The sequence below is a fragment of the Microbacterium sp. LWO14-1.2 genome, from assembly GCF_038397715.1.
Classification (GTDB): Bacteria; Actinomycetota; Actinomycetes; order Actinomycetales; family Microbacteriaceae; genus Microbacterium.
In genome coordinates, this window is the sequence record NZ_CP151633.1 from 1,416,409 (window position 1) to 1,435,499 (window position 19,091).

A 19,091-nucleotide genomic window follows, 5' to 3' on the forward strand; every position below is an offset into this window, starting at 1 on the left:
TTAGAGGTGTACCGATCCGCCGATCCGGGGTGATGCCGTGCGCTCATCAGCGCCTCTGCTCCGCGTGCGTGACCTCTCGATCACCCACGCCAATGCTGCGCACCCCTCCCCCACGGCGGTCGACTTCGACATCCACCCTGGTGAGGTCGTCCTGCTGCTCGGCCCCTCGGGATCCGGCAAATCCACGCTCACCCTCGCGCTGAACGGGCTCATCCCGCACGCGGTCCCCGCCACGATGACGGGCACCGTGACCGCCGGCGGACTCGACACCACCGACGTTCCGACCGCGACGCTCAGCACCCGGGTGGCGATGGTGTTCCAGGATCCCGATGCGCAGATCGTGACCGGCACGGTGTACGACGAAGTCGCCTTCGGACCGGAGAATCTGCTGCTGCCGCTCGACGAGGTCCGCGCGCGGACCGAAGACGCCCTGCGCCGCGTCGGCCTGTGGGAGCGCCGAGACGAGAACCCCGACCGCCTGTCGGGCGGCGGGCGCCAGCGCCTCGCGATCGGCTGCGCACTCGCGATGGGGTCGCCGCTGATCGTGCTCGACGAACCCACCGCCAACCTCGATCCGCAGGGGGTCGACGACGTGTACGCGGCGCTCGCCGACGTCGTCGCCGCAGGAGACCGCGCGATCCTCCTGGTCGAGCACAACCTCGACGCCGCAATGGGCTTCGTCACGCGCACGATCGTGCTCGACCGCTCCGGGCACGTCGTGTTCGACGGAGAGCCCGCCGACGTGATCCGCGCACACGTCGACGAGCTCATCGCCATGGGCGTGTGGCTGCCGGCCGCGACGATCGCTGCGCTCAGGATGCGGGATGCCGGAACCACGCTCGACCCACTGCCCCTGACGCCGGACGAACTCGGCGCAGCGCTCGCCGCAGCGCAACCGCCGCCCGGGTCGTCGAGCGAGAAGGGCAGCGACACCGACCCCGGAACACCTCACCGCGTTTCGTCTCGCTTCGCTCGCTCAACGACCGAGGAGGAACGCTCCGCTCGCTCAACGACCGAGGAGGAACGCTCCGCTCGCTCGACGACCGAGGAGCAGAGCGCGAGTCACCAGCCGATCGTCCGCGCCCGCGGGCTGACGGTGCGACGCGGACGCACCGAGATCCTGCACGGCGTCGATCTCGACATCGCGCCCGGCTCGTTCACGGCGATCGTCGGCGCGAACGGCGCGGGCAAGACGACGCTGCTGCAGTCGCTCGCCGGTGTCGTGCCTCCCCCGAAGCACCGCGTGACGGTCTGCGGCATCGACCCCGGCGCGGCCTCACCACGCGACCTCGCGAGCCGCATCGGGTTCGTCTTCCAGAATCCCGAGCACCAGTTCATCGCACACACGGTCTTCGACGAGCTCGCCCACGGACTCCGCCTGCGCCGCACACCGGATGCCGAGATCGCCGAGCGCGTCGAGTCGATGCTGTCCCGTTTCGGGCTCGAGTCGAAGGCGCAGGTGCATCCGTTCCTGCTGTCGGGCGGCGAGAAGCGGCGGCTGTCGGTGGGCACCGCGCTCATCACTCGGCCGCAGGTGCTCGCACTCGACGAGCCCACCTTCGGCCAGGACCGCGCCAGGGCCACCGAACTCCTCACCCTGCTGCACGACCTCCGCGACGAGGGGACGACGATCCTCGTCGTGACGCACGACCTGCAGCTCGTCGCCGAGCACACCTCGCACACGATCGTCCTGCGCGACGGGCGCGTGCACGCGGCCGGCACCACCGCCGACCTGTTCCGCAACGAGCGGACGTTCACGGACGCAGGGCTGCGGCTCCCTCCCCTGCAGCGCGTGCTCGCGGCATCCGGGTGGGCGATCGCATGAGCCTGATCGTCGACCCGTATGCAGCCCTGGCGCAGACCTCACGTCGCCAGTTCCTGTACGCGCTCAATCCGCTCGCGAAGATCGCGGGCGTCGTCCCGGCGATGGTGCTGCTGATCTTCGTGCGGGATCTCGCGACTCCCGCCACGTTCCTTGTGCTCGCGATGGCGGTGATCGCGGTCGGCGCACGGCTCACGGCCCGCACGGCGGCGCTGCTCTTCGGAGCGCTGCCGCTCGGCATCCTCGCGATCGGCGTCGGCTTCTCGCTGTGGGTGGATGCCTCTCTCGTCGCCGACACCCCCGCCGTGGTGCAGATCGGGGCATGGACCCTCCACCAGGGAGCCCTCGCGATCGGCTTCGCGACCGGACTGCGACTGGGCGCGATCATCGCCCTCGCGCTGATCGGCGGGCTCACGACGACCGGTCCCGACCTCGTACGCGCGACCGTGCAGCAGCTGCGGGTCCCCTATCGCATCGGATACACGGCGCTCGCGGCATTCCGGTTCGTGCCCCGCTTCGGATACGAGCTGTCGGTCATCCGCGCCGCCCATCGGGTGCGCGGGCACCACGGCGGCAGCGGCCCGTTCGCCCGGATCGCCCGCGGCTGGGGATACATCGTGCCACTGCTGGCCGGCGCCATCCGCCACGCCGAACGAGTCGCCCTCGCGATGGACTCCCGCGCCTTCGGCGCCCACCCGACCCGCACCGAACGACACCTGGTGCCGTTCCGCGCACGCGACACCGTATTCGTCGTCCTGTGCCTCGTCATCTCCGCCGCGGTGTTCGCGGCGTTCTTCCCCTGGCAGCTGCCCTGAAAGGCGTACCCATGGCATACAGCAAGCTCGTGAAGCCCGAGTCGTCCGAGCTCCTGCACCTCACGGTGCTCCGCACCGAGCGCCTCGCCCCGCACTGGATCAGGGTGACGCTCGGCGGCGGCGAGGTCTCGAAGTTCCGCCCGATGGGCTTCGACCAGTGGTTCCGCCTCTTCCTCCCGATCGGAGGGGATGCCGGTCTCGACCGCGTGCCCGCCAAGGCGAACAAGATGTTCGGGTACCTGAAGTTCCTGCGCATCCCTGACGGCGAGCGACCCGTGATGCGCAACTACACCGTGCGGGCGTACCGGCCTGCGACCGGCGACACCGGTGCCGAGATCGACGTGGACTTCGTGCTGCACGGCTCCGCGGCAGACGGGACGGCCGGGCCGGCGTCACGCTGGGCCGAGACCTGCGCGCCGGGCGAGAACGTCCTCATCATCGACGAGGGCCTGACCTTCAACCCGCAGCGCGGGACGGACCGGGTCGTGCTCATCGGCGACGAGACGGCACTGCCCGCCATCGCGTCGATCTGCGCGTCGCTTCCCGAGGGCGCGACGGGCACGGCGATCATCGAGGTCCCCTCCGACGAGGACGCCCTCGACTTCCCGCACCCAGCGGGCGTCGACGTCGTGTGGCTCACCCGTCCGCACGAGTTCCCGCCGGGATCGCGCGCGCTGTCTCAACTGCACGACCTGGCACTGCCCGAGGCGCCCTTCCACGCGTATGCGGCCGGGGAGCAGTCCCTGGCATCGGGGGTGCGCAAGCACCTCGTCGGCGAGCGCGGCGTCGACAAGAACGCTGTGAGCTTCTGCGGTTACTGGAAGCTCGGCGCCGCGTCGCCGGCATCCAAGGCGGCTCGGGATGCCGCGGCGGAGCCGCTCGCGTGAGCGGGACGGATGCCGGCGCAGCCGACGCCGCGCACAAGGCCGACACCGGCGCGACCGCGACCGGCTCCACCACCACCGACTCGACCGCGGTCGTCGGTGCCGCTCCGCGCCGTCGCTTCCGCTTCCCCACCGCTATCCTGTTGACCTGCGCCGCACTCGGCGTCGCCGGCGGCATCCTGCTCGCCCCCGCGAACTGGGTCTCCACACTGCTGTTCGGCGGGCTTCCGTTCGTCAGCGTCGCGATCGCCGGACTGTGGCTCCTGCCGTCGGTCATCGCCCTGCGGCTGCTGCAGCGCCCTCTCGTGGGCCTGCTCGTCGGGCTGCTCGCCGGCCTCGTGATCGTGCCGTTCTCGGGATACGGGTTCGGCAGCGTCGCCACGAACCTGTGGTGGGCGGCCTTCACCGAGCTGCCGTTCCTCTTCGTGCTGTGGCGCTACTGGGGAACCTGGCTGCACTACCTCGGGGCGATCATCGTCTCGGTCGTGTACCCGATCATGGCGTGGGCGTCGTTCGACCTCGGCAGCTTCGGGCTCGGCATCCAGATCGCGTTCTTCGCAGTGATCCTGGCGAGCTGCATGGGCGCGACGGCCCTCGGCATCCTCATCGCCGACCGTCTGAAGAAGGCCGGAGTCGGCCGTCGCCTCCCGCACTGAGTCGCGCCCGTCGCATCCGACCAGGCTGTTCCGCCGCACCGGGCCGACGGGTATGCAGCAGGTGCACGCAGAAAGGCCCCGGGCGAACCCGGGGCCTTTCTGCGTGAGTCAGCGCTTGCCGGCGATCTGGCGCCCGACGATCTCGCGCATGATCTCGTTCGTGCCGCCGTAGATGCGGTGCACGCGAGCGTCGAGGAACGCGCGGGCGATGGGGTACTCGGTGATGTAGCCGTAGCCGCCGTGCAGCTGCACTCCGGCGTCGAGCACCTCCCACTCGCGCTCTGTCGCCCAGAACTTGACCTTCGCGGCCTCCTCCGCCGAGAGCTTGCCCTTCGAGTACGCGAGGAGCGCGCGGTCGATGTACGCCCAGAGCGCGTCGACGGTCGTCGCCATGTCGGCGATCTGGAACCGGCTGTTCTGGAAGTCGATGATCCGCTCGCCGAACGCCTCGCGGTCCTTGGTGTAGGCGACGGTCCAGTCGAGGGCTGCCTGCGCGGCCGCCGCACCCGCGACGCCGATCGACAGACGCTCGAGAGGCAGGTTCATCATCAGCTGGATGAAGCCCTTGCCCTCTTCGCCGCCGATGAGGTTCTCGTCGGGAACGAACACGTCGCTGAACGAGAGCTCCGCCGTGTCATGACCCTGGAAGCCCATCTTGTGCAGCTTCTTGCCGTGGTCGAAGCCCTCCATGCCGTTCTCGATCAGCACGAGGCTGAAGGCGTCGGGACGGTTCCCCTCGCCGGTCTTCACGAACGTCACGACGAGGTCGGCGGTCGCGCCCGAGGAGATGAACGTCTTCGCGCCGTTGACGATGTACCCGCCGTCGGTCTTCTTCGCAGTGGTCTTGATGCCGCGCAGGTCGGAGCCCGCACCCGGCTCGGTCATCGCGAGAGCGCCGATGACTTCTCCGGTGGCCATGCGCGGCAGCCACTTCTGCTTCTGCTCCTGCGTGCCCATGTGCACGAGGTACGGCACGGCCAGGTCGTCCTGGATGCCGAAGGCGCCCGCGAGAGAACCGGCCCCCGCGGCGATGACCTCTTCGTTGACGATCGCGCGGAAGCGGTAGTCCTGCAGCATGCCCGCGCCGCCGAACTCCTCCGGCACGGAGAGCCCGATGATGCCGGCCTCGCCCGCGGCGAGCATGGTCGCTCGATCGACCTCTCCGTCGGCGTCCCACTTCTCGATCGCCTCGTGCGTGACGTGGCGCTTGACGAAATCCTTGACGAGGTCGCGGAATGCCTCGTGATCCTCTTCGTAGATGTCGCGTTCCATGCCGTCCTCCCGAACGTCTCGTGCGTCGTTGCTCCGGCGATCATATGCCGCTGCCGTGACGACAGCACAGTGCGTTGTGAGAATGCATCCCACATTCGGTGACACTGGGTACCGCGATTGTCGGATGCCGCCAGACGGCGCCCGACAGCCGTCAGTGCGCGTAATCGGGGGCCGCGGGGAGCCCGAAGAACTGCTCGAGCGTGTGATAGCCGCCGTGATGGTACGCGGCGGCGAGCTCGGTGCCGAGGTACCGCAGATGCCACGGTTCCGGCTTGTATCCGGTGATCCCGCTGCCGACCTGCTCGTACCGCACGATGAACCCGTACTCCCAGGCGTTCTCGGCGACCCATGCCCCCTGCGGCGTCGCGCCGAAAGCGTCGATCTCCCCGCACTCGGGGCTGCACGCCACGACGTCGAGCGCGAGACCCGTCTGATGCTCGCTGTGCCCGGCGCGCGCCGACGCGGCATCCGCTCCGGCCTGGCCACTGCTGCGCACGTGAGACGCGTGCGTCGACACCTGCAGGTCGTACGAGCGGTAGCCGTTGTTCGCACCGATCTGACCCGCGCCCTCAGCGGCGGCTGCGGCGGCGAGCTCGCCGATCGCGGCGGAGACGTCGGTGCGCGCCTGACCCGAGCGCGTGGTCATCTCGAGCGGCATGTCGGTGAGCGATCCGGGCGCGAACGTGATCGGGTTCAGCGGTCGCGCCTTGTTCACGACGACCCAGACGTGCGCGGGGTCGTCGAGAGCGATGCAGGGCGCGTTGCCGGCGACCACTGCCGCGCGGAAGCTCTCGCCTCCGCCGAATCCGGCGATGATCGCCGCATCGTCGGCGACGGAGATCGCCTCCAGCACCGACGGCTCCGAGCACGGGTCGGCGGCCGTCGTCGCCCCCACCTGCACGGCGGGGACCTCGGCCACGACGACCGGCTCCGGCATCGGCGCGCTCGAGGGCGCGGACGTCGTGACGGGAGCGCTCGCGATCGACAGCAGGATGCCGACAGCGGTCACCGCGAGTCCGAGGGGCAGTGCGGGTCCGCTGATCGGGGAGCGCGGGGCCGCATGCCGAGGCTGCGGCGTGCTGGTCATCCGTCCATTGTCTCTTAACTCGAATCGAACACAGTTCCCCCTGTGATTGACATCTTCCTCGTTCATATGTTCGAATAATCCGATGAGGTGGCAGGGTCAGAAGGTCGGTGACGTCGACACCGCAGCGCTGCCCGGACTCGAAGACCGGTCGAGCATGCTGCGCTCCGTCACGACCCCCGAGTTCGCAGGGATGACGTTCCACGAGGTGCTGTCGAAGTCGGCACTCAACCACGTGCCGGGCGCTTCACGCATGCCGTTCGCGTGGACCATCAACCCCTATCGCGGATGCAGCCATGCGTGCACTTACTGTTTCGCCCGCGGGACGCACGAGTATCTCGACCTCGACGGCGGATCGGACTTCGACTCGCAGATCGTCGTGAAAACCAACATCGTCGAGGTGCTGCAGCGGGAGCTGCGCAAAGGCAGCTGGCGGCACGAGACGGTCGCTCTCGGCACGAACACCGATCCATACCAGCGCGCCGAGGGCCGGTACAAGCTCATGCCGGGCATCATCGACGCCCTCGCCGCCTCGGGAACGCCGATCTCGATCCTCACCAAGGGCACATTGATCCGACGCGACATCCCGTTGCTGGTGAAGGCGGCGCAGCGTGTTCCGGTCGACGTGCAGATGTCGATCGCGATGTACGACGACGATCTGCAGAAGGCGATCGAGCCGGGCGCCCCCACCACTCAGGCGAGGCTCGACACGGTGAAGGCACTCACGGATGCCGGATTCCCCGTCACCGTCTTCCTGATGCCGATCATGCCGCACATGACCGACTCGGTCGACGCGATCGACACCGCGCTGAGACGGATCAAGGATGCCGGAGCGCGGCGCGTCATCTACGGCGCACTGCACCTGCGGCCCGGTGTGAAGCCCTGGTTCATGCAGTGGTTGGGCGAAGCGCGACCCGATCTCGTGTCGTCGTACCTCGGACTGTACCCCGGGGTGTCCGTCGAGGCGCCGAAGGGCTACCGCCAGTGGCTCGCCAAGCGCGCACGCCCGCTGATCCGCATGCACGGCCTCGACGGGCGCGACGAGAACGACTACCCCCGCCGCGGCACCCGCCCCGGGCAGGGGCACGTCGACTCGATCTGGAGTCAGAACGAGTCGCAGGGCGGCGCCCGGGCGACGACGTCCGTCGGGTTCCGCACCACAGGATCGAGCGGGGAGGCCCCTGCACAGCCGATGCTGTTCTGACGGCCATCATCGGCATCCGCTCGTCCGGCCCGCCGCACCGCAGCCCGTAGGCTCGATGACTATGGCGATCGGCTCGACAATCCACACGTTCGACGTGCAACTGGCAGACACGGATCGCGGCGTCTACGAGGACTACTCCCTCCGCGCGGCGCGGCATCCCTCCGAGACCGACGCCTACCTGCTCACCCGGCTGCTCGCCCTCGGCCTCGAGTACGCGGAGGGCATCGCGTTCGGCGGCAGCGTGTCGGACACCGAGGAACCCGCCGTCGTCGTGCGCGACCTCACCGGGCGCATCACCGCCTGGATCGAGGTCGGAGCCCCCGACGCCGAACGGCTGCACCACGCGACCCGCCTCGCCGACCGCGTCGTCGTCTACACGCATCGCGATCCGGTCAAGGTCATGGCCCCGTGGGCCGACAAGCGCATCCACCGCGCCGACGACGTCCGCGTGTACAGCTTCGACCCCGGGTTCATCGAGTCGGCCGCACCGCTGCTCGAACGCCGCAACGCGGTGACCATGACCGTCACCGAGCAGACCCTCTACCTGACGCTGAACGGCACGAGCCTGACGACAGCCGTGCACGAGCACTCGATCGGCTGACCTCACCCCGTTTCGTCTCGTCGCTGCGCTCCTCGCTCAACGACCCACGGGAGAGACGAAGGTCGTTGAGCGAGCGAAGCGAGACGAAACGCAACGCGACCCGCGGACGCCTCACCCCGTTTCGTCTCGTCGCTGCGCTCCTCGCTCAACGACCCACGGGAGACACAAGGTCGTTGAGCGAGCGAAGCGAGACGAAACGCAACGCGACCCGCGGACGCCTGGCGTCAGCTGGTGAGGTCGGCGGCCGACGGCATCCGTCCGGCGATCTCCTCGATCAGGTCGTCGTCGACGCGCGCGTTCTCGAACGGCGCCTCGATCTCGGCGCGGTCCAGGAGCTCGCTCATGCGGCGTTGACGCTGACGGGTGATGAGCGTGACGACGCGGCCCGAGCGACCGGCGCGGCCGGTGCGGCCCGAGCGGTGCAGGTACGTCTTGTACTCGTCCGGCGCGTCGGCCTGCACGACCAGGTCGATGTCGTCGACGTGGATGCCGCGGGCGGCGACGTCCGTCGCGACGAGCACGTTCACGCGACCCGAGGTGAGGCGCTCGAGGTTGCGCGTGCGCTTGCCCTGGTTCAGGTCGCCGTGCAGCGAGACCGCCGGGATGCCGGCGTCGTCGAACTGCTCGGCGAGCATCTCGGCGTAGGCGCGCGTGCGGGCGAACACGAGGGTCTTGCCCTCGCGGTCGACGAGCGAGGTGAGGATGTCGGCCTTGTCGCGGTGCTCGATCACGAGCACGCGGTGCTCGATCGTGCTGGACTCCTGGTCCTCGCCGGCGACCTCGTACACGGCGGGGTCGACGAGGAACTCGTCGACGAGCGCGGCGACCTCGCGGTCGAGCGTCGCCGAGAACAGGAGCTTCTGGCTGCCGTCGGCCGTGTGACGCAGGATGCGCTGCACGGGCTCGACGAAGCCGAGCTCGCACATGTGGTCGGCCTCGTCGAGCACCGCGATGCGGCAGTCGGAGAGGTCGAGCTTGCCCTGGTTGATGAGGTCCTCGACGCGTCCAGGCGTGCCGATGACGATGTCGACGCCCTTCTTCAGGGCACCCACCTGGCGACCCTGCGGCACACCGCCGTAGATCTGCGTCGTGAAGAGCCCCACGCTGCGGGCGATGGGCTGGATCGTGCGGTCGATCTGCAGGGCGAGCTCACGCGTCGGGGCGAGGATGATCGCGCGCGGCGACCGTCCGAACTCACGGCGCTTGCCGGCCTGCGACTGCAGCACCTTCTCGACGAGCGGAGCGCCGAACGCGATGGTCTTGCCCGAGCCGGTGCGGCCGCGGGCGAGCACGTCGCGTCCTTCGAGCACGGCCGGGATGCTGGCCGCCTGGATCGGGAACGGGCTGGCCGCCCCCATGTTGGCAAGCGTCTCGACGATGTTCGATCCGAGTCCGAGATCGGCGAACGTCACATCGGTCACCTCGACCGCCTGCACGGCCTTGGCCTCGAGGCGCTCATGCACGACGTCCTCGGTCGGCTCGAAAGCGGCCTTGGGGGTGGCGTTCCAGTCGCTGCGGCTCGGACGCGCGTCGCGGCCGGTGCGGTCGTCGCGACGAGGACGCTCGGTGCGGTACGCGCCGCCGGTCGACGGACGCGAACGCTCGTCGCGGCCGCCCTCGATCGCACGCTGAGTGCGGTCGCGGTCGAAGGCGCGACGGGCACGGTCGGCGTCGTAGGACCGTGCGGGACGGTCGGATGCTGCGCGGTCGTCGCGCTGCGGACCCGCATCGCGGTCGAAACGCGGACGCTCGGCGCCGCGGTCGCTGTACCGGGGGCGGTCGCCGCCACGGCCGGCGCGGTCGCCGAACCCACGGTCGTCGCGCTGCGGACGCGCATCGCGGTCGAAACGCGGCGTGCGACGATCATCGCGATCGCTGTACCGGGGGCGGTCGTCACGCTGCGGACGCGCGTCGCGGTCGTAACGCTGCCCGCCGCGGTCGTCGCGGTCGTAACGGGGACGGTCGGAACCGCGGTCGTCCCGACGCGGACGGTCGTCGAAGCGACGCCCACCGGCGCGGTCGTCGAACCGGGGGCGCTCGTCGAAACGGCGCTCGTCGGAACGGGGGCGCTCGCGGTCGTCACGACGATGCGGCGCCTCGCGGCGTCCGGACTCGGCGCGGTTGCGGATGCTGCGGGCCTCGTCGCGGCCTGCGCGCTCCTGCGAGGACCAGCGCTGCTTGGGAGCACCACCCTCGTCGGTCGCACGGTAACCGCGGTGGCCGGGGCTGCGGCTACCGGGACGGCGGTCGAAGCCGGCCGCCGCAGGACGCCGCTCCCCGGCATCCGCACGTCCGCCGCGGGTGTCGCGGGCTCCGTCGCGGCCGCCGGCGTGACGGTCGTGGAACGAGGTCTTCTTGGCGCCGTAGCGCGGCTCGAAGTTGGCAGCGGGGCGTCCGCCGCGGGGCTTCTTGTTCTTGGGCATGGGTGTGTCCTTCTGGGTTCTCGCACGAGAACAGCGCCGCGCACACGCGCGAGCACCCGGCATCCGATCGAGTGATCGTGCTGCGAGTCCGGACTGTCAGCGGCCGGGGCCATTCATGTGATGGTTGATTTACGTCGATCGACGCTCACCATCGGCCCCTGGGCTCACACTTCTTGCACAAAAACGTCCGCGTCCATACGCGGGTGCCCGAAGCCGACCACACCAGTGTACCGGTCGCACCTGGGAGGACGCCCTCCGCCCTACGATGGCGGCATGAGCACCGCATCCCCCACCGGCACCCAGGTCCATCTCCAGCTCGGCGAGGTGTCCGCGCAGATCGCGCAGGTGGGCGCCTCGCTGCGCTCGTTGCGCATCGGATCGGTCGATCTGATCGCCCCGTACCCGCTCGACGCGCCGACGCCGTCGTGCTCGGGCGTCGTGCTCGTGCCCTGGCCGAACCGCGTGCGCGACGGTCGGTGGGACGACGAGGGCACAGACCGGCAGCTGGCGATCACCGAGCCGAAGTTCGGCAACGCCAGCCACGGCCTGCTGAGGTTCACGGCCTACGAGGTCACGGAGGGCGCGTCGTCGGCGACCCTGCGCACGTCGGTGGTGCCGCAGACCGGCTACCCGTACCTGCTCGAGACGAGCGTGACCTACACGCTGCGCGTGGACGGCATCGACGTCGAGCACGTCATCACGAACCAGTCGGCGACGCCGGCACCTGTGGCCGTCGGTTCGCACCCGTTCCTCACGATCGGCGACGTCGCCGAGGAGGACCTCGTGCTGCGCGTCTCGGCACGCACGGCGATCGAGACCGACGAGCGGATGCTGCCGGTCGGCACGAGCCCGATCGACGCGGCCGTGCGGGAGGGCGTGCGCCTCGGCGACGTCTCGCTCGACACGGGATTCATCGACCTCGAGCGGGATGCCGACGGCCTCGCGCGCCACTCGCTCACCGCACCGGACGGCCGCCGTCTGACGCTCTGGCAGGGCGAGGGTTACGAGGTCGTGCAGGTCTTCACGACCGACAAGTACCCCGGGCGCCCGCTCGCCGTCGCGATGGAGCCGATGACGGCGCCGGCCGATGCGTTCAACAGCGGAACCGGACTGCGGCGCCTCGCCCCCGGCGAGACCTGGACCCTGCACTGGGGCATCACGCTCGACTGACCCGCAGCCCCCTGCCCTACTCGCCGCGCTCGCGCAGCTCGCGTCGCGTGAGCTGCGGGGCGTGCGGGAGCGCGGACGCGGATGCGGATGCCGTGGCGTCCACCAACGCGGGCGAGTCGCCGGCATCCTTCCCGCCTCCGTGCTTCCGGGCCCGGCGCCGCTCCTTCGCCCCCTCGACGAGGTTGTACAGCGTCGGGAGCACGATCAGGGTGAGCACCGTGGAGGACAGGAGCCCGCCGATCACGACGATCGCGAGCGGCTGCGAGATGAAGCCGCCGTGACCGGTGATGCCGAGCGCCATCGGGGTGAGCGCGAGGATCGTCGCGAGAGCGGTCATGAGGATCGGCCGAAGGCGCTTCTCACCACCCGCCATCACCGCCTCGGCGGTCGACAGACCCTTCTCCCGGTACTGGTTCACGAGGTCGATGAGCACGATCGCATTCGTCACCACGATGCCGATCAGCATCAGCACTCCGATCAGCGAGGCGACGCCGAGCGGCACGCCGGTCACGATCTGCAGCAGGATCGCCCCGGTCGCCGCGAACGGCACCGAGATCAGCAGCAGCAGCGGCTGACGGAGTGACTTGAACGTCGCGACCATCACGACGTACACGATGAGGATGGCCGCGAGCATCGCGAGTCCGAGCTGCGAGAACGAGTCGGCCTGCTGCGAGGCGACGCCGCCGACCTCGGCAGACGCGCCGTCCGGCAGGTCGACCGCGGCGAGCGCCTCGGTCACCGACTGGGTCGCGGTGGCGAGGTTCTCGGATGCCGGGGGCACGGTGATCGTGGCGGTGCGACGGCCCTGCTCGGTGGTGATCGAGGTGGGGCCGTTGCGCTCCTCGACGGCCGCGAGGTCCTGCAGCTGCACGACGCCCGTCGGGGTGGGGATCGTGAGCTCGCGCAGCGCCTGGGCGGTCGTGGGCGGGGTGGCGTTCGCGAGGTAGACGGTCAGCGAGGAGTCGTCGATCTCGACGGATCCGAGCTGCTGCGGACGCATGGTGTTCGACACGATCGCACCGACGGCGACCTCGGAGAGCCCGCGCGCCGCGGCGGCGTCGCGATCGACGACCACCGCGAGATAGGGCAGGGCGGCGGCGAGGTTGTCGGTGACCTGGCCGATGCCGTCGCGGCCGTCGAGCTCGTCGACCACGGCAGAGGTGGCTGTGGCGAGGTCGTCGCTGCTCGAGGCGGTGACGGTGATCTCGATGTCGCTCGATCCGAGGCCGGCGGATGCCGCGACCGACACCTCTCCGACGTCGGTCAGCTTCTCGATCGCGTCCTGCACCTCGGCGCGGAGGGCCTCCTGGTCGGCGTCGCTGTCGGTGAGCACCGAGTAGGTGACTCCGGCGCCGCCCGAGAACGCGTCGCGCAGCGCGGAGCCGCTGGAGCCGATCGACGCCTGCACGTGCTCGACGCCGTCGATGTCGAGCAGGGCGTCCTCGACGGCGATCGCCGCATCGGACTTCGTCTCGAGGCTGGCGGTCGGACCGAGGTCCTGCGTGACCGTCATGGTGTTCTGGCCGGAGTCGCTGAGGAAGTTGATCTTCATGAGCGGTGCGGCGGCGATCGTGCCGCCGAGCACGATCACGGCGAGGAGCACGGTGATCCACGAGTGCTTGAGCGTCCAGCCGAGGATCGGACGGTAGCCGCGCTGCAGGCGGGTCGGCGGAGCATCCGGGTGCTCGGGGTCGATCTGCACGCCGTCCTCGTCGAGCAGCGGCTTGCCGGGGCGCAGGAACCAGTAGGCGAGAACCGGCACGATGGTCAGCGACACGAGCAGCGAGGCGACCATCGCGATCGACACGGTCATGGCGAACGGCCGGAACAGCTCGCCCACGGCGTCGCCGACGAAGACGAGCGGCAGGAACACGGCGACGGTGGTGATGGTCGACGAGGTCACCGCCATCGCGACCTCGCGCACGGCGAGCCGGATCGCGTCGCCCTTGTCGGCGTCTCCGACGTAGTGTCTCTTGATGTTCTCGATGACGACGATCGAGTCGTCGACGACGCGTCCGATCGCGATGGTGAGGGCGCCGAGGGTGAGCACGTTGAGCGAGTAGCCGAACGCCTGCAGTCCGATGAAGGTGATGAGCACGCTCGTCGGGATCGAGATCGCGGTCACGAGCGTCGAGCGGATCGACAGCAGGAACACGAGGATCACGATCACGGCGAACGCCAGACCCAGGAGTCCCTCGGTGGCGAGCGTCTCGATGGACTGCTCGATGAAGGGCGCCTGGTCGAAGATGATCGTGAACTCGGCATCCGGCAGCGCCTCGCCGATCTCGTCGAGCGCGGCGATGATGCCCTTCGACACCTCGACGGTGTTCGCGGCGGGGAGCTTGGTGATCGAGATCGACAGGGCGTCCTCGCCGTCGACGCGCGAGATCGACGAGACGGGATCGGCCTGCTGCACGACCGTCGCGACGTCGCCGATCGTGACGTCGGTGCCGACGATGGGGAGTGCGGCGATCTCGTCGACCGAGGTGATCTTCGCGCCGGTCTGCACGGTGAGCGTCTGACCGTTCTCGGTGATGTCGCCGCCCGGGAACAGGGTGCCGTTCTGCTCGAGCGCGTCGCTGATCGCCTGGGTGCTCTCGCCCTGCGCGGCGAGCGCGGCGACGTCGGGCGTGATGGTGATGCGCTGTCCGACGCCACCGATGATCTGCGCCGCGTTGACGCCGTCGACGTCTTCGAGGTCGGGGATCGCGACGTTCTCGAGCTGGGTCTGCGCCTCCTGCGCGTTCTCGAAGCCGGTCACCGCGACCTGGATGACGGGGAAGTCGTCGACCGACACCGCGAGCACCTGCGGACTGATGCCTTCTGGGAGCTGCGCCGAGATGCGGTTGATGGCCTGCTGCATCTTCTGCTCGGCCGTCGCGAGGTCGGTGCCGTAGGCGAACGTCGCCTGCACGACCGACGCATTGGTGGTGCTCGTCGCGGTGGTGCTCTCGAGACCGGGCACGCCCTGGATCGCCGCTTCGATCGGCGTCGACACGTCGTTCTCGACGACCTCGGGCGAGGCGCCGGGGTAGGTCGCGGTGACGACGAGGTTCGGCAGCTCGAGCGACGGGATGAGCTCCTGCTTGAGGTTCGTGAGAGCGAGTCCGCCGAACACCGCGGCGACGATCGTGATGAGGGCGATCAGCGCACGGTTCTTCAGACTCAGGACGGCGAGTTTCGACACGGGATTCTCTCTCTGTCGGTCAGGCGGATGCTGCAGCGGCGGTGGATGCGGGTGCGGACGCGGGTACGGGACAGAGGATCCCGGCGAGGGCGTCTCGGATCAGCTCTTCGTCGAGCGGCTCGTCGTGGATCTGTGCGTGCCAGAGTACGCCGTCGATGAAGACGGCTGCCGCCCTGGCGCGGTCGCGGCCGTGAACGGGCGCCATGAAGCCGACGATCTCGTCGGACCACTGGCGCGCGAACGCCCGCACGCGGGGGTCGTGCACGGCGGCGGTGACGACCGCGCGATCGGCATGAACGGCGCGGGCGTCGTCGAGGGCCTGACGCACAAGACGGGCGATGCCGGCCGGCGTCACGCCCTCCGCGACGACGGCTTGCCTGGTCTCTTCGATGCGTCCCTGGATCTCGGCGGCGAGCGCATCGAGGGCTGCTTCGCGCAGATCGTCGAGGGTCGCGAAGTACTGCGTGGTGGCGCCGAGCGGCACGCCCGCCCGCGTCGCCACCTTGCGGTGCGTGAGGGCGTCGACGCCGATCTCGACGATGAGCTCCGCGGCGGCGGTCACGATCTCGCGGCGACGCGCCTCGGGGTCGCGACGGCGTCGGGTGACCTCGCTCATCGAACCTCCTGTACGGGCGTACATGTACGTTTGTACATCTTGCCCGTCGAAGCTGAGCGTTCGCCCGGCGCCCGCACTGGGATTGAGGCCGAGCGTGTTCACGCGCACCGGACGGATGCTGTGAACGCCCCGCTCCTAACGTGGGACGGTCCCCCGCCGCCTGCCGAGAGTCAGCCATGTCCGAATCCCCCATCATCCGCGCCGAAGGCCTGACCAAACGATTCGGCTCGGGCGACGAGGTCACGCACGCCCTTCGGGGCATCGACATCGAGTTCGAGCCCGCGACGGTCACCGCGCTCATGGGCCCGTCCGGCTCGGGCAAGTCGACCCTTCTCTACAACCTCGCCGGCCTCGACACCCCGACGAGCGGACGATCACTGCTGCAGGGCGTCGACATCGCCGTGCTGAACCGCGCACAGCTCGCCGAGTTCCGCCGCGATCACGTCGGCTTCGTCTTCCAGCAGTACAACCTCATTCCCTCGATCAGCGCGTTCGAGAACGTCGCCCTGCCGCTGCGGCTGGCGAAGAGGAGGGTCGACGCCGAGCACATCCGACGCACGATCGCCGAGGTCGGATTGGCCGGCAAGGACAACCGGAAGCCGAGTCAGCTGTCGGGTGGACAGCAGCAGCGCGTCGCCATCGCGCGGGTCATCGCGTCGCGCCCGGAGATCGTGTTCGCGGATGAGCCGACGGGCGCGCTCGACACCGTCACCGGCGAGGCCGTCCTTCGACTCCTTCAGCGCTCGGCGAAGCAGCACCGTCAGTGCGTGGTGATGGCCACGCATGATCCGACCGTCGCTGCGCAGTGCGACCGCGTGGTGTTCCTGCGCGACGGCTCGCTCTTCGGCGAGATGGCCGCCCCCACGGCCGAGAGCGTCGCCGAGAAGCTCGTCGAGCTGCGCAAAGCGGCCTGAGCATGAAGAACCTCGTCATCGCCGACCTCCGGCATTCGATCCGGATCTGGGCCGGATCGCTCCTCGTGCTCTCCGTCGTGCAGCTCTGCTCCATGTGGGTGGTCGGCCTGATGATGGTCGGGATCACGAACTCCGCGACTGACTACGCCTCGGCAGCTCCTGGGTCCCTCCAGGATGCGGCGGGCACGCCGCTCACTCCCGACGACCTCGCGCTTCTCAGCTCCGGGATCGTCACCGCGACGAGCTTCGCGCTCACGATCACCCTCATCGTGGGCGGCATCACGGTGCGCAACGTGGTCAATGCGATCGTCTACCAGCGCCGCCGGGTCATCGCCCTCTGGCAGCTGGCGGGGATGACCGAGCGGCAGACCCTGCGCATCCTGCGCGGCCAGGTGGCGCTGCTGTCGCTGCTCGCGCTCGTCATCGCGGGAGTCGCCGCCACGCTGAGCACGGAGTGGAACCTGAGTGTGCTGAGAGACACCGACATCCTCTTCACGCCGCCGATGTCCACCGAAGGCGTCTACCTCGGCTATCCGATCGGTGGTGTCATCGGCCTGGCCATCAGCGTGTTCGCGGTGCGCGGCGTCAGCAAAGAGCTGAGGTCGATCAGCGCGCTCGAGGCCATGCGATCCGAGGGCGTACGGGAGATCCCCATGACCAGACGGAAGTGGGTGGGGATGCTCATCTGGGGCGCCATCGCGATCACCCTGCTCGTGCTCGCCTCCACCATGACCCGCCTCGACGCCGCTCTCAACCTCGCTCTCTACGGCGGCATCCTCGCGATCGTCGCTGTGAACATCGGCGGTCCGCTGATCATGGTCGGTCTCGTCGGCGCCTGGACCCGGTCGGTGCCGAAGCACGTGTCCGCGTCGTGGTTCCTCGCCCGGCAGACGCTGCTTGCCGCAAGCGCGCGGACGGTGGCAGCCGCAGGGTCGATCTCCGTCGCCGTCTTCCTCTTCACGGGCGTCTTCTCGATGCAGACCGCGATCGGCGGCGACACGGACATCAACGGCTTCGTGCTCCTCGTAGGATTCCCGCTGTTCATCTCGACCTCGGGATCGATCGTGCTCGTCTTCATGGCCGGCCAGCAGCGGGAGCGGGAGATCCACCTGGCCGAGCTCGCCGGCGCCACTCCCGCGCAGCAGAGACGTCAGGCTCTCTTCGAAGCGCTGATCGTCGTGGCCACCGGCAGCGGCATCGGCCTCGGTCTCTCCGTGGCCATGATCGCGGTCATGCAGCCGGCGATCATCCTGGCCGTCGGCCATCTGTCGATGAACGTGTCCTGGGGACACTTCTTCGGTGTCACGGCTGCGCTGCTCGTTCTCAACGTCGCCGCCACGCTGATCCCGACCGTGATCGCGCACGCCGCTCGGGAGCGCATCGCGATCGCCGAGTGAGCGCTAGGTGTTCTTCTCCGGCAGGTTGTGAACGCGGGCTGAGGGTGTGAGTCCGCCGATTCCGCTGTGGGGTCGGTGGTGATTGTAGTGATGAAGCCACTCGGGATAGGCGGCTTCGCGTTCGGTCTCGGATGTGTAGGGGCGGGCGTAGGCCCATTCGGCGGCGAGGGTGCGGTTGAAGCGTTCGACCTTGCCGTTCGATTGGGGGCGGAACGGTCGAGTGCGTCGATGCTTGACGCCGTCTCCGAGTGCTGTGGCGAAGGCTCGTGAGCGATAGCAGGCGCCGTTGTCCGTCATCACCGCAGCGACCGTGATGTCGTGTTCAGCGAAGAAGCTGCGGGCTCGACTCCAGAACGCGGCGGCTGTGTCGCCGCGTTCGTCGCCCAGCCGTTCGGAGTAGGCCAGTCGGCTGTGGTCGTCGACCGCGTGATGCAGGAACACGTATCCGCGCGACGGTGACGCGCCTCGACGGGCAGCGCGATCACGGACGACGCCGGCTCGGCGGTCTTGCTGGGACCCTCGACCATAAGCACGCCAGCCGCCACCGTCAGGGATCCTGCTGAGCTTCTTGATATCGACGTGAACCAGCTCGCCCGGGACGCTCATCTCGTAACGAAGCGCCTTCGGTCTGCGAACGGGCAGGCCGGTGGCTTGATCCAGGTGCTGCAGCAACGGCATCCGATAGCGGGTCAGTACCCGGCCGACCGTCGAGCGCGGAACCCCCAGATGCCAAGCGATCCGGTGCGGACCCCATCGTCTCGTGAATCGCAGCGCGATGATGCGACGCTCCAATCGCAGCGCCACCCGGTTCGGTGACGAAGCCGGCCGTGAGCTGCGATCCGTCAATGGCAACCCGGCCCGATAACGGCGCGACCACCGCGACGCCGTCGCGGGCGAGCATTGGAACCGTTGCGCGGCGACGCGGACCGACCAACCATGATCAACAATCGACGACGCGAGACGACGACGCCCTTCAGGCGTCAAGGGAGCATTAGCGTGAGTCACGAAGACCTCCGGTGAACGAAGTGAGGGTGGTACCCACATCG

General features: G+C 69.3%; 15 protein-coding genes. 9 read left to right on the forward strand and 6 right to left on the reverse strand.

Translation table 11 applies throughout. The features are described 5' to 3' along the window. Positions 1-64 precede the first annotated feature (64 nt). From MRBLWO14_RS06770 to MRBLWO14_RS06785, 4 genes are read left to right on the forward strand one after another with little or no spacing between them, the layout of a single operon-like run. Complete coding sequence (locus MRBLWO14_RS06770) at positions 65-1,825, forward strand: ABC transporter ATP-binding protein (protein WP_341935691.1); 1,761 nt, start codon at positions 65-67, stop codon at positions 1,823-1,825. Continuing rightward, entirely contained in the window at positions 1,822-2,637 is an 816-nt protein-coding gene (locus MRBLWO14_RS06775) for an energy-coupling factor transporter transmembrane component T (RefSeq protein ID WP_341935692.1), read from the forward strand. Before MRBLWO14_RS06770 ends, MRBLWO14_RS06775 begins: the two co-directional genes overlap by 4 nt. An 11-nt stretch (positions 2,638-2,648) precedes the next feature. Next, positions 2,649-3,524 carry a siderophore-interacting protein gene (locus MRBLWO14_RS06780; RefSeq protein ID WP_341935693.1) on the forward strand — a complete coding sequence of 292 codons (876 nt, stop codon included), beginning with the start codon at positions 2,649-2,651 and terminating at the stop codon, positions 3,522-3,524. After that, entirely contained in the window at positions 3,521-4,177 is a 657-nt protein-coding gene (locus tag MRBLWO14_RS06785; RefSeq protein ID WP_341935694.1) for an ECF transporter S component, read from the forward strand. The genes MRBLWO14_RS06780 and MRBLWO14_RS06785 overlap by 4 nt, the downstream gene beginning before the upstream one ends. Positions 4,178-4,285: 108 nt before the next feature. Here the strand turns inward: MRBLWO14_RS06785 and MRBLWO14_RS06790 are convergent, their stop codons facing one another. Continuing rightward, on the reverse strand, positions 4,286-5,449 hold the full coding sequence (locus MRBLWO14_RS06790) for an acyl-CoA dehydrogenase family protein (RefSeq protein ID WP_341935695.1): 1,164 nt from the start codon (positions 5,447-5,449) through the stop codon (positions 4,286-4,288). Between the two features lie 151 nt (positions 5,450-5,600). Continuing rightward, positions 5,601-6,536, reverse strand: coding sequence for a M15 family metallopeptidase (locus MRBLWO14_RS06795; protein ID WP_341935696.1), 936 nt, complete (start codon positions 6,534-6,536; stop codon positions 5,601-5,603). An 82-nt stretch (positions 6,537-6,618) separates the two neighbouring features. Here MRBLWO14_RS06795 and MRBLWO14_RS06800 point away from each other — a divergent pair, with 82 nt between their 5' ends. Beyond that, positions 6,619-7,737 (forward strand): Rv2578c family radical SAM protein, encoded by a 1,119-nt coding sequence (locus tag MRBLWO14_RS06800; protein WP_341935697.1) that lies wholly within the window; start codon positions 6,619-6,621, stop codon positions 7,735-7,737. Positions 7,738-7,798: 61 nt separating this feature from the next. Next, complete coding sequence (locus MRBLWO14_RS06805; RefSeq protein ID WP_341936175.1) at positions 7,799-8,338, forward strand: YaeQ family protein; 540 nt, start codon at positions 7,799-7,801, stop codon at positions 8,336-8,338. A gap of 224 nt (positions 8,339-8,562) precedes the next feature. Here MRBLWO14_RS06805 and MRBLWO14_RS06810 read toward each other — a convergent pair whose 3' ends face one another. Next, the gene (locus MRBLWO14_RS06810; protein ID WP_341935698.1) at positions 8,563-10,761 is read right to left on the reverse strand and encodes a DEAD/DEAH box helicase; all 2,199 of its coding nucleotides are present in this window, start codon (positions 10,759-10,761) and stop codon (positions 8,563-8,565) included. A 273-nt stretch (positions 10,762-11,034) separates the two neighbouring features. On the opposite strand from MRBLWO14_RS06810, the gene MRBLWO14_RS06815 reads away from it, so the two are divergent. Next, positions 11,035-11,931 (forward strand): aldose 1-epimerase family protein, encoded by an 897-nt coding sequence (locus MRBLWO14_RS06815; protein ID WP_341935699.1) that lies wholly within the window; start codon positions 11,035-11,037, stop codon positions 11,929-11,931. A 16-nt stretch (positions 11,932-11,947) separates the two neighbouring features. Here the strand turns inward: MRBLWO14_RS06815 and MRBLWO14_RS06820 are convergent, their stop codons facing one another. Both MRBLWO14_RS06820 and MRBLWO14_RS06825 read right to left on the reverse strand, forming a co-directional pair. Then, the gene (locus MRBLWO14_RS06820; RefSeq protein ID WP_341935700.1) at positions 11,948-15,118 is read right to left on the reverse strand and encodes an efflux RND transporter permease subunit; all 3,171 of its coding nucleotides are present in this window, start codon (positions 15,116-15,118) and stop codon (positions 11,948-11,950) included. A gap of 19 nt (positions 15,119-15,137) precedes the next feature. Then, positions 15,138-15,734, reverse strand: coding sequence for a TetR family transcriptional regulator (locus MRBLWO14_RS06825; protein ID WP_341935701.1), 597 nt, complete (start codon positions 15,732-15,734; stop codon positions 15,138-15,140). 176 nt (positions 15,735-15,910) lie between these two features. Between MRBLWO14_RS06825 and MRBLWO14_RS06830 the strand changes: the two genes are divergently transcribed. Together MRBLWO14_RS06830 and MRBLWO14_RS06835 are read left to right on the forward strand one after the other, a co-directional pair. After that, positions 15,911-16,648, forward strand: a complete 738-nt coding sequence (locus MRBLWO14_RS06830; RefSeq protein ID WP_341935702.1) for an ABC transporter ATP-binding protein — start codon at positions 15,911-15,913, stop codon at positions 16,646-16,648. Positions 16,649-16,650: 2 nt separating this feature from the next. Beyond that, a complete protein-coding gene (locus MRBLWO14_RS06835; RefSeq protein ID WP_341935703.1) occupies positions 16,651-18,045 on the forward strand; it encodes an FtsX-like permease family protein in 1,395 nt (464 codons plus the stop codon). Between the two features lie 3 nt (positions 18,046-18,048). On the opposite strand, the gene MRBLWO14_RS06840 is transcribed toward MRBLWO14_RS06835, so the two are convergent. Further along, the gene (locus tag MRBLWO14_RS06840; RefSeq protein ID WP_341933284.1) at positions 18,049-19,050 is read right to left on the reverse strand and encodes an IS481 family transposase; all 1,002 of its coding nucleotides are present in this window, start codon (positions 19,048-19,050) and stop codon (positions 18,049-18,051) included. Between the last annotated feature and the right edge of the window lie 41 nt (positions 19,051-19,091).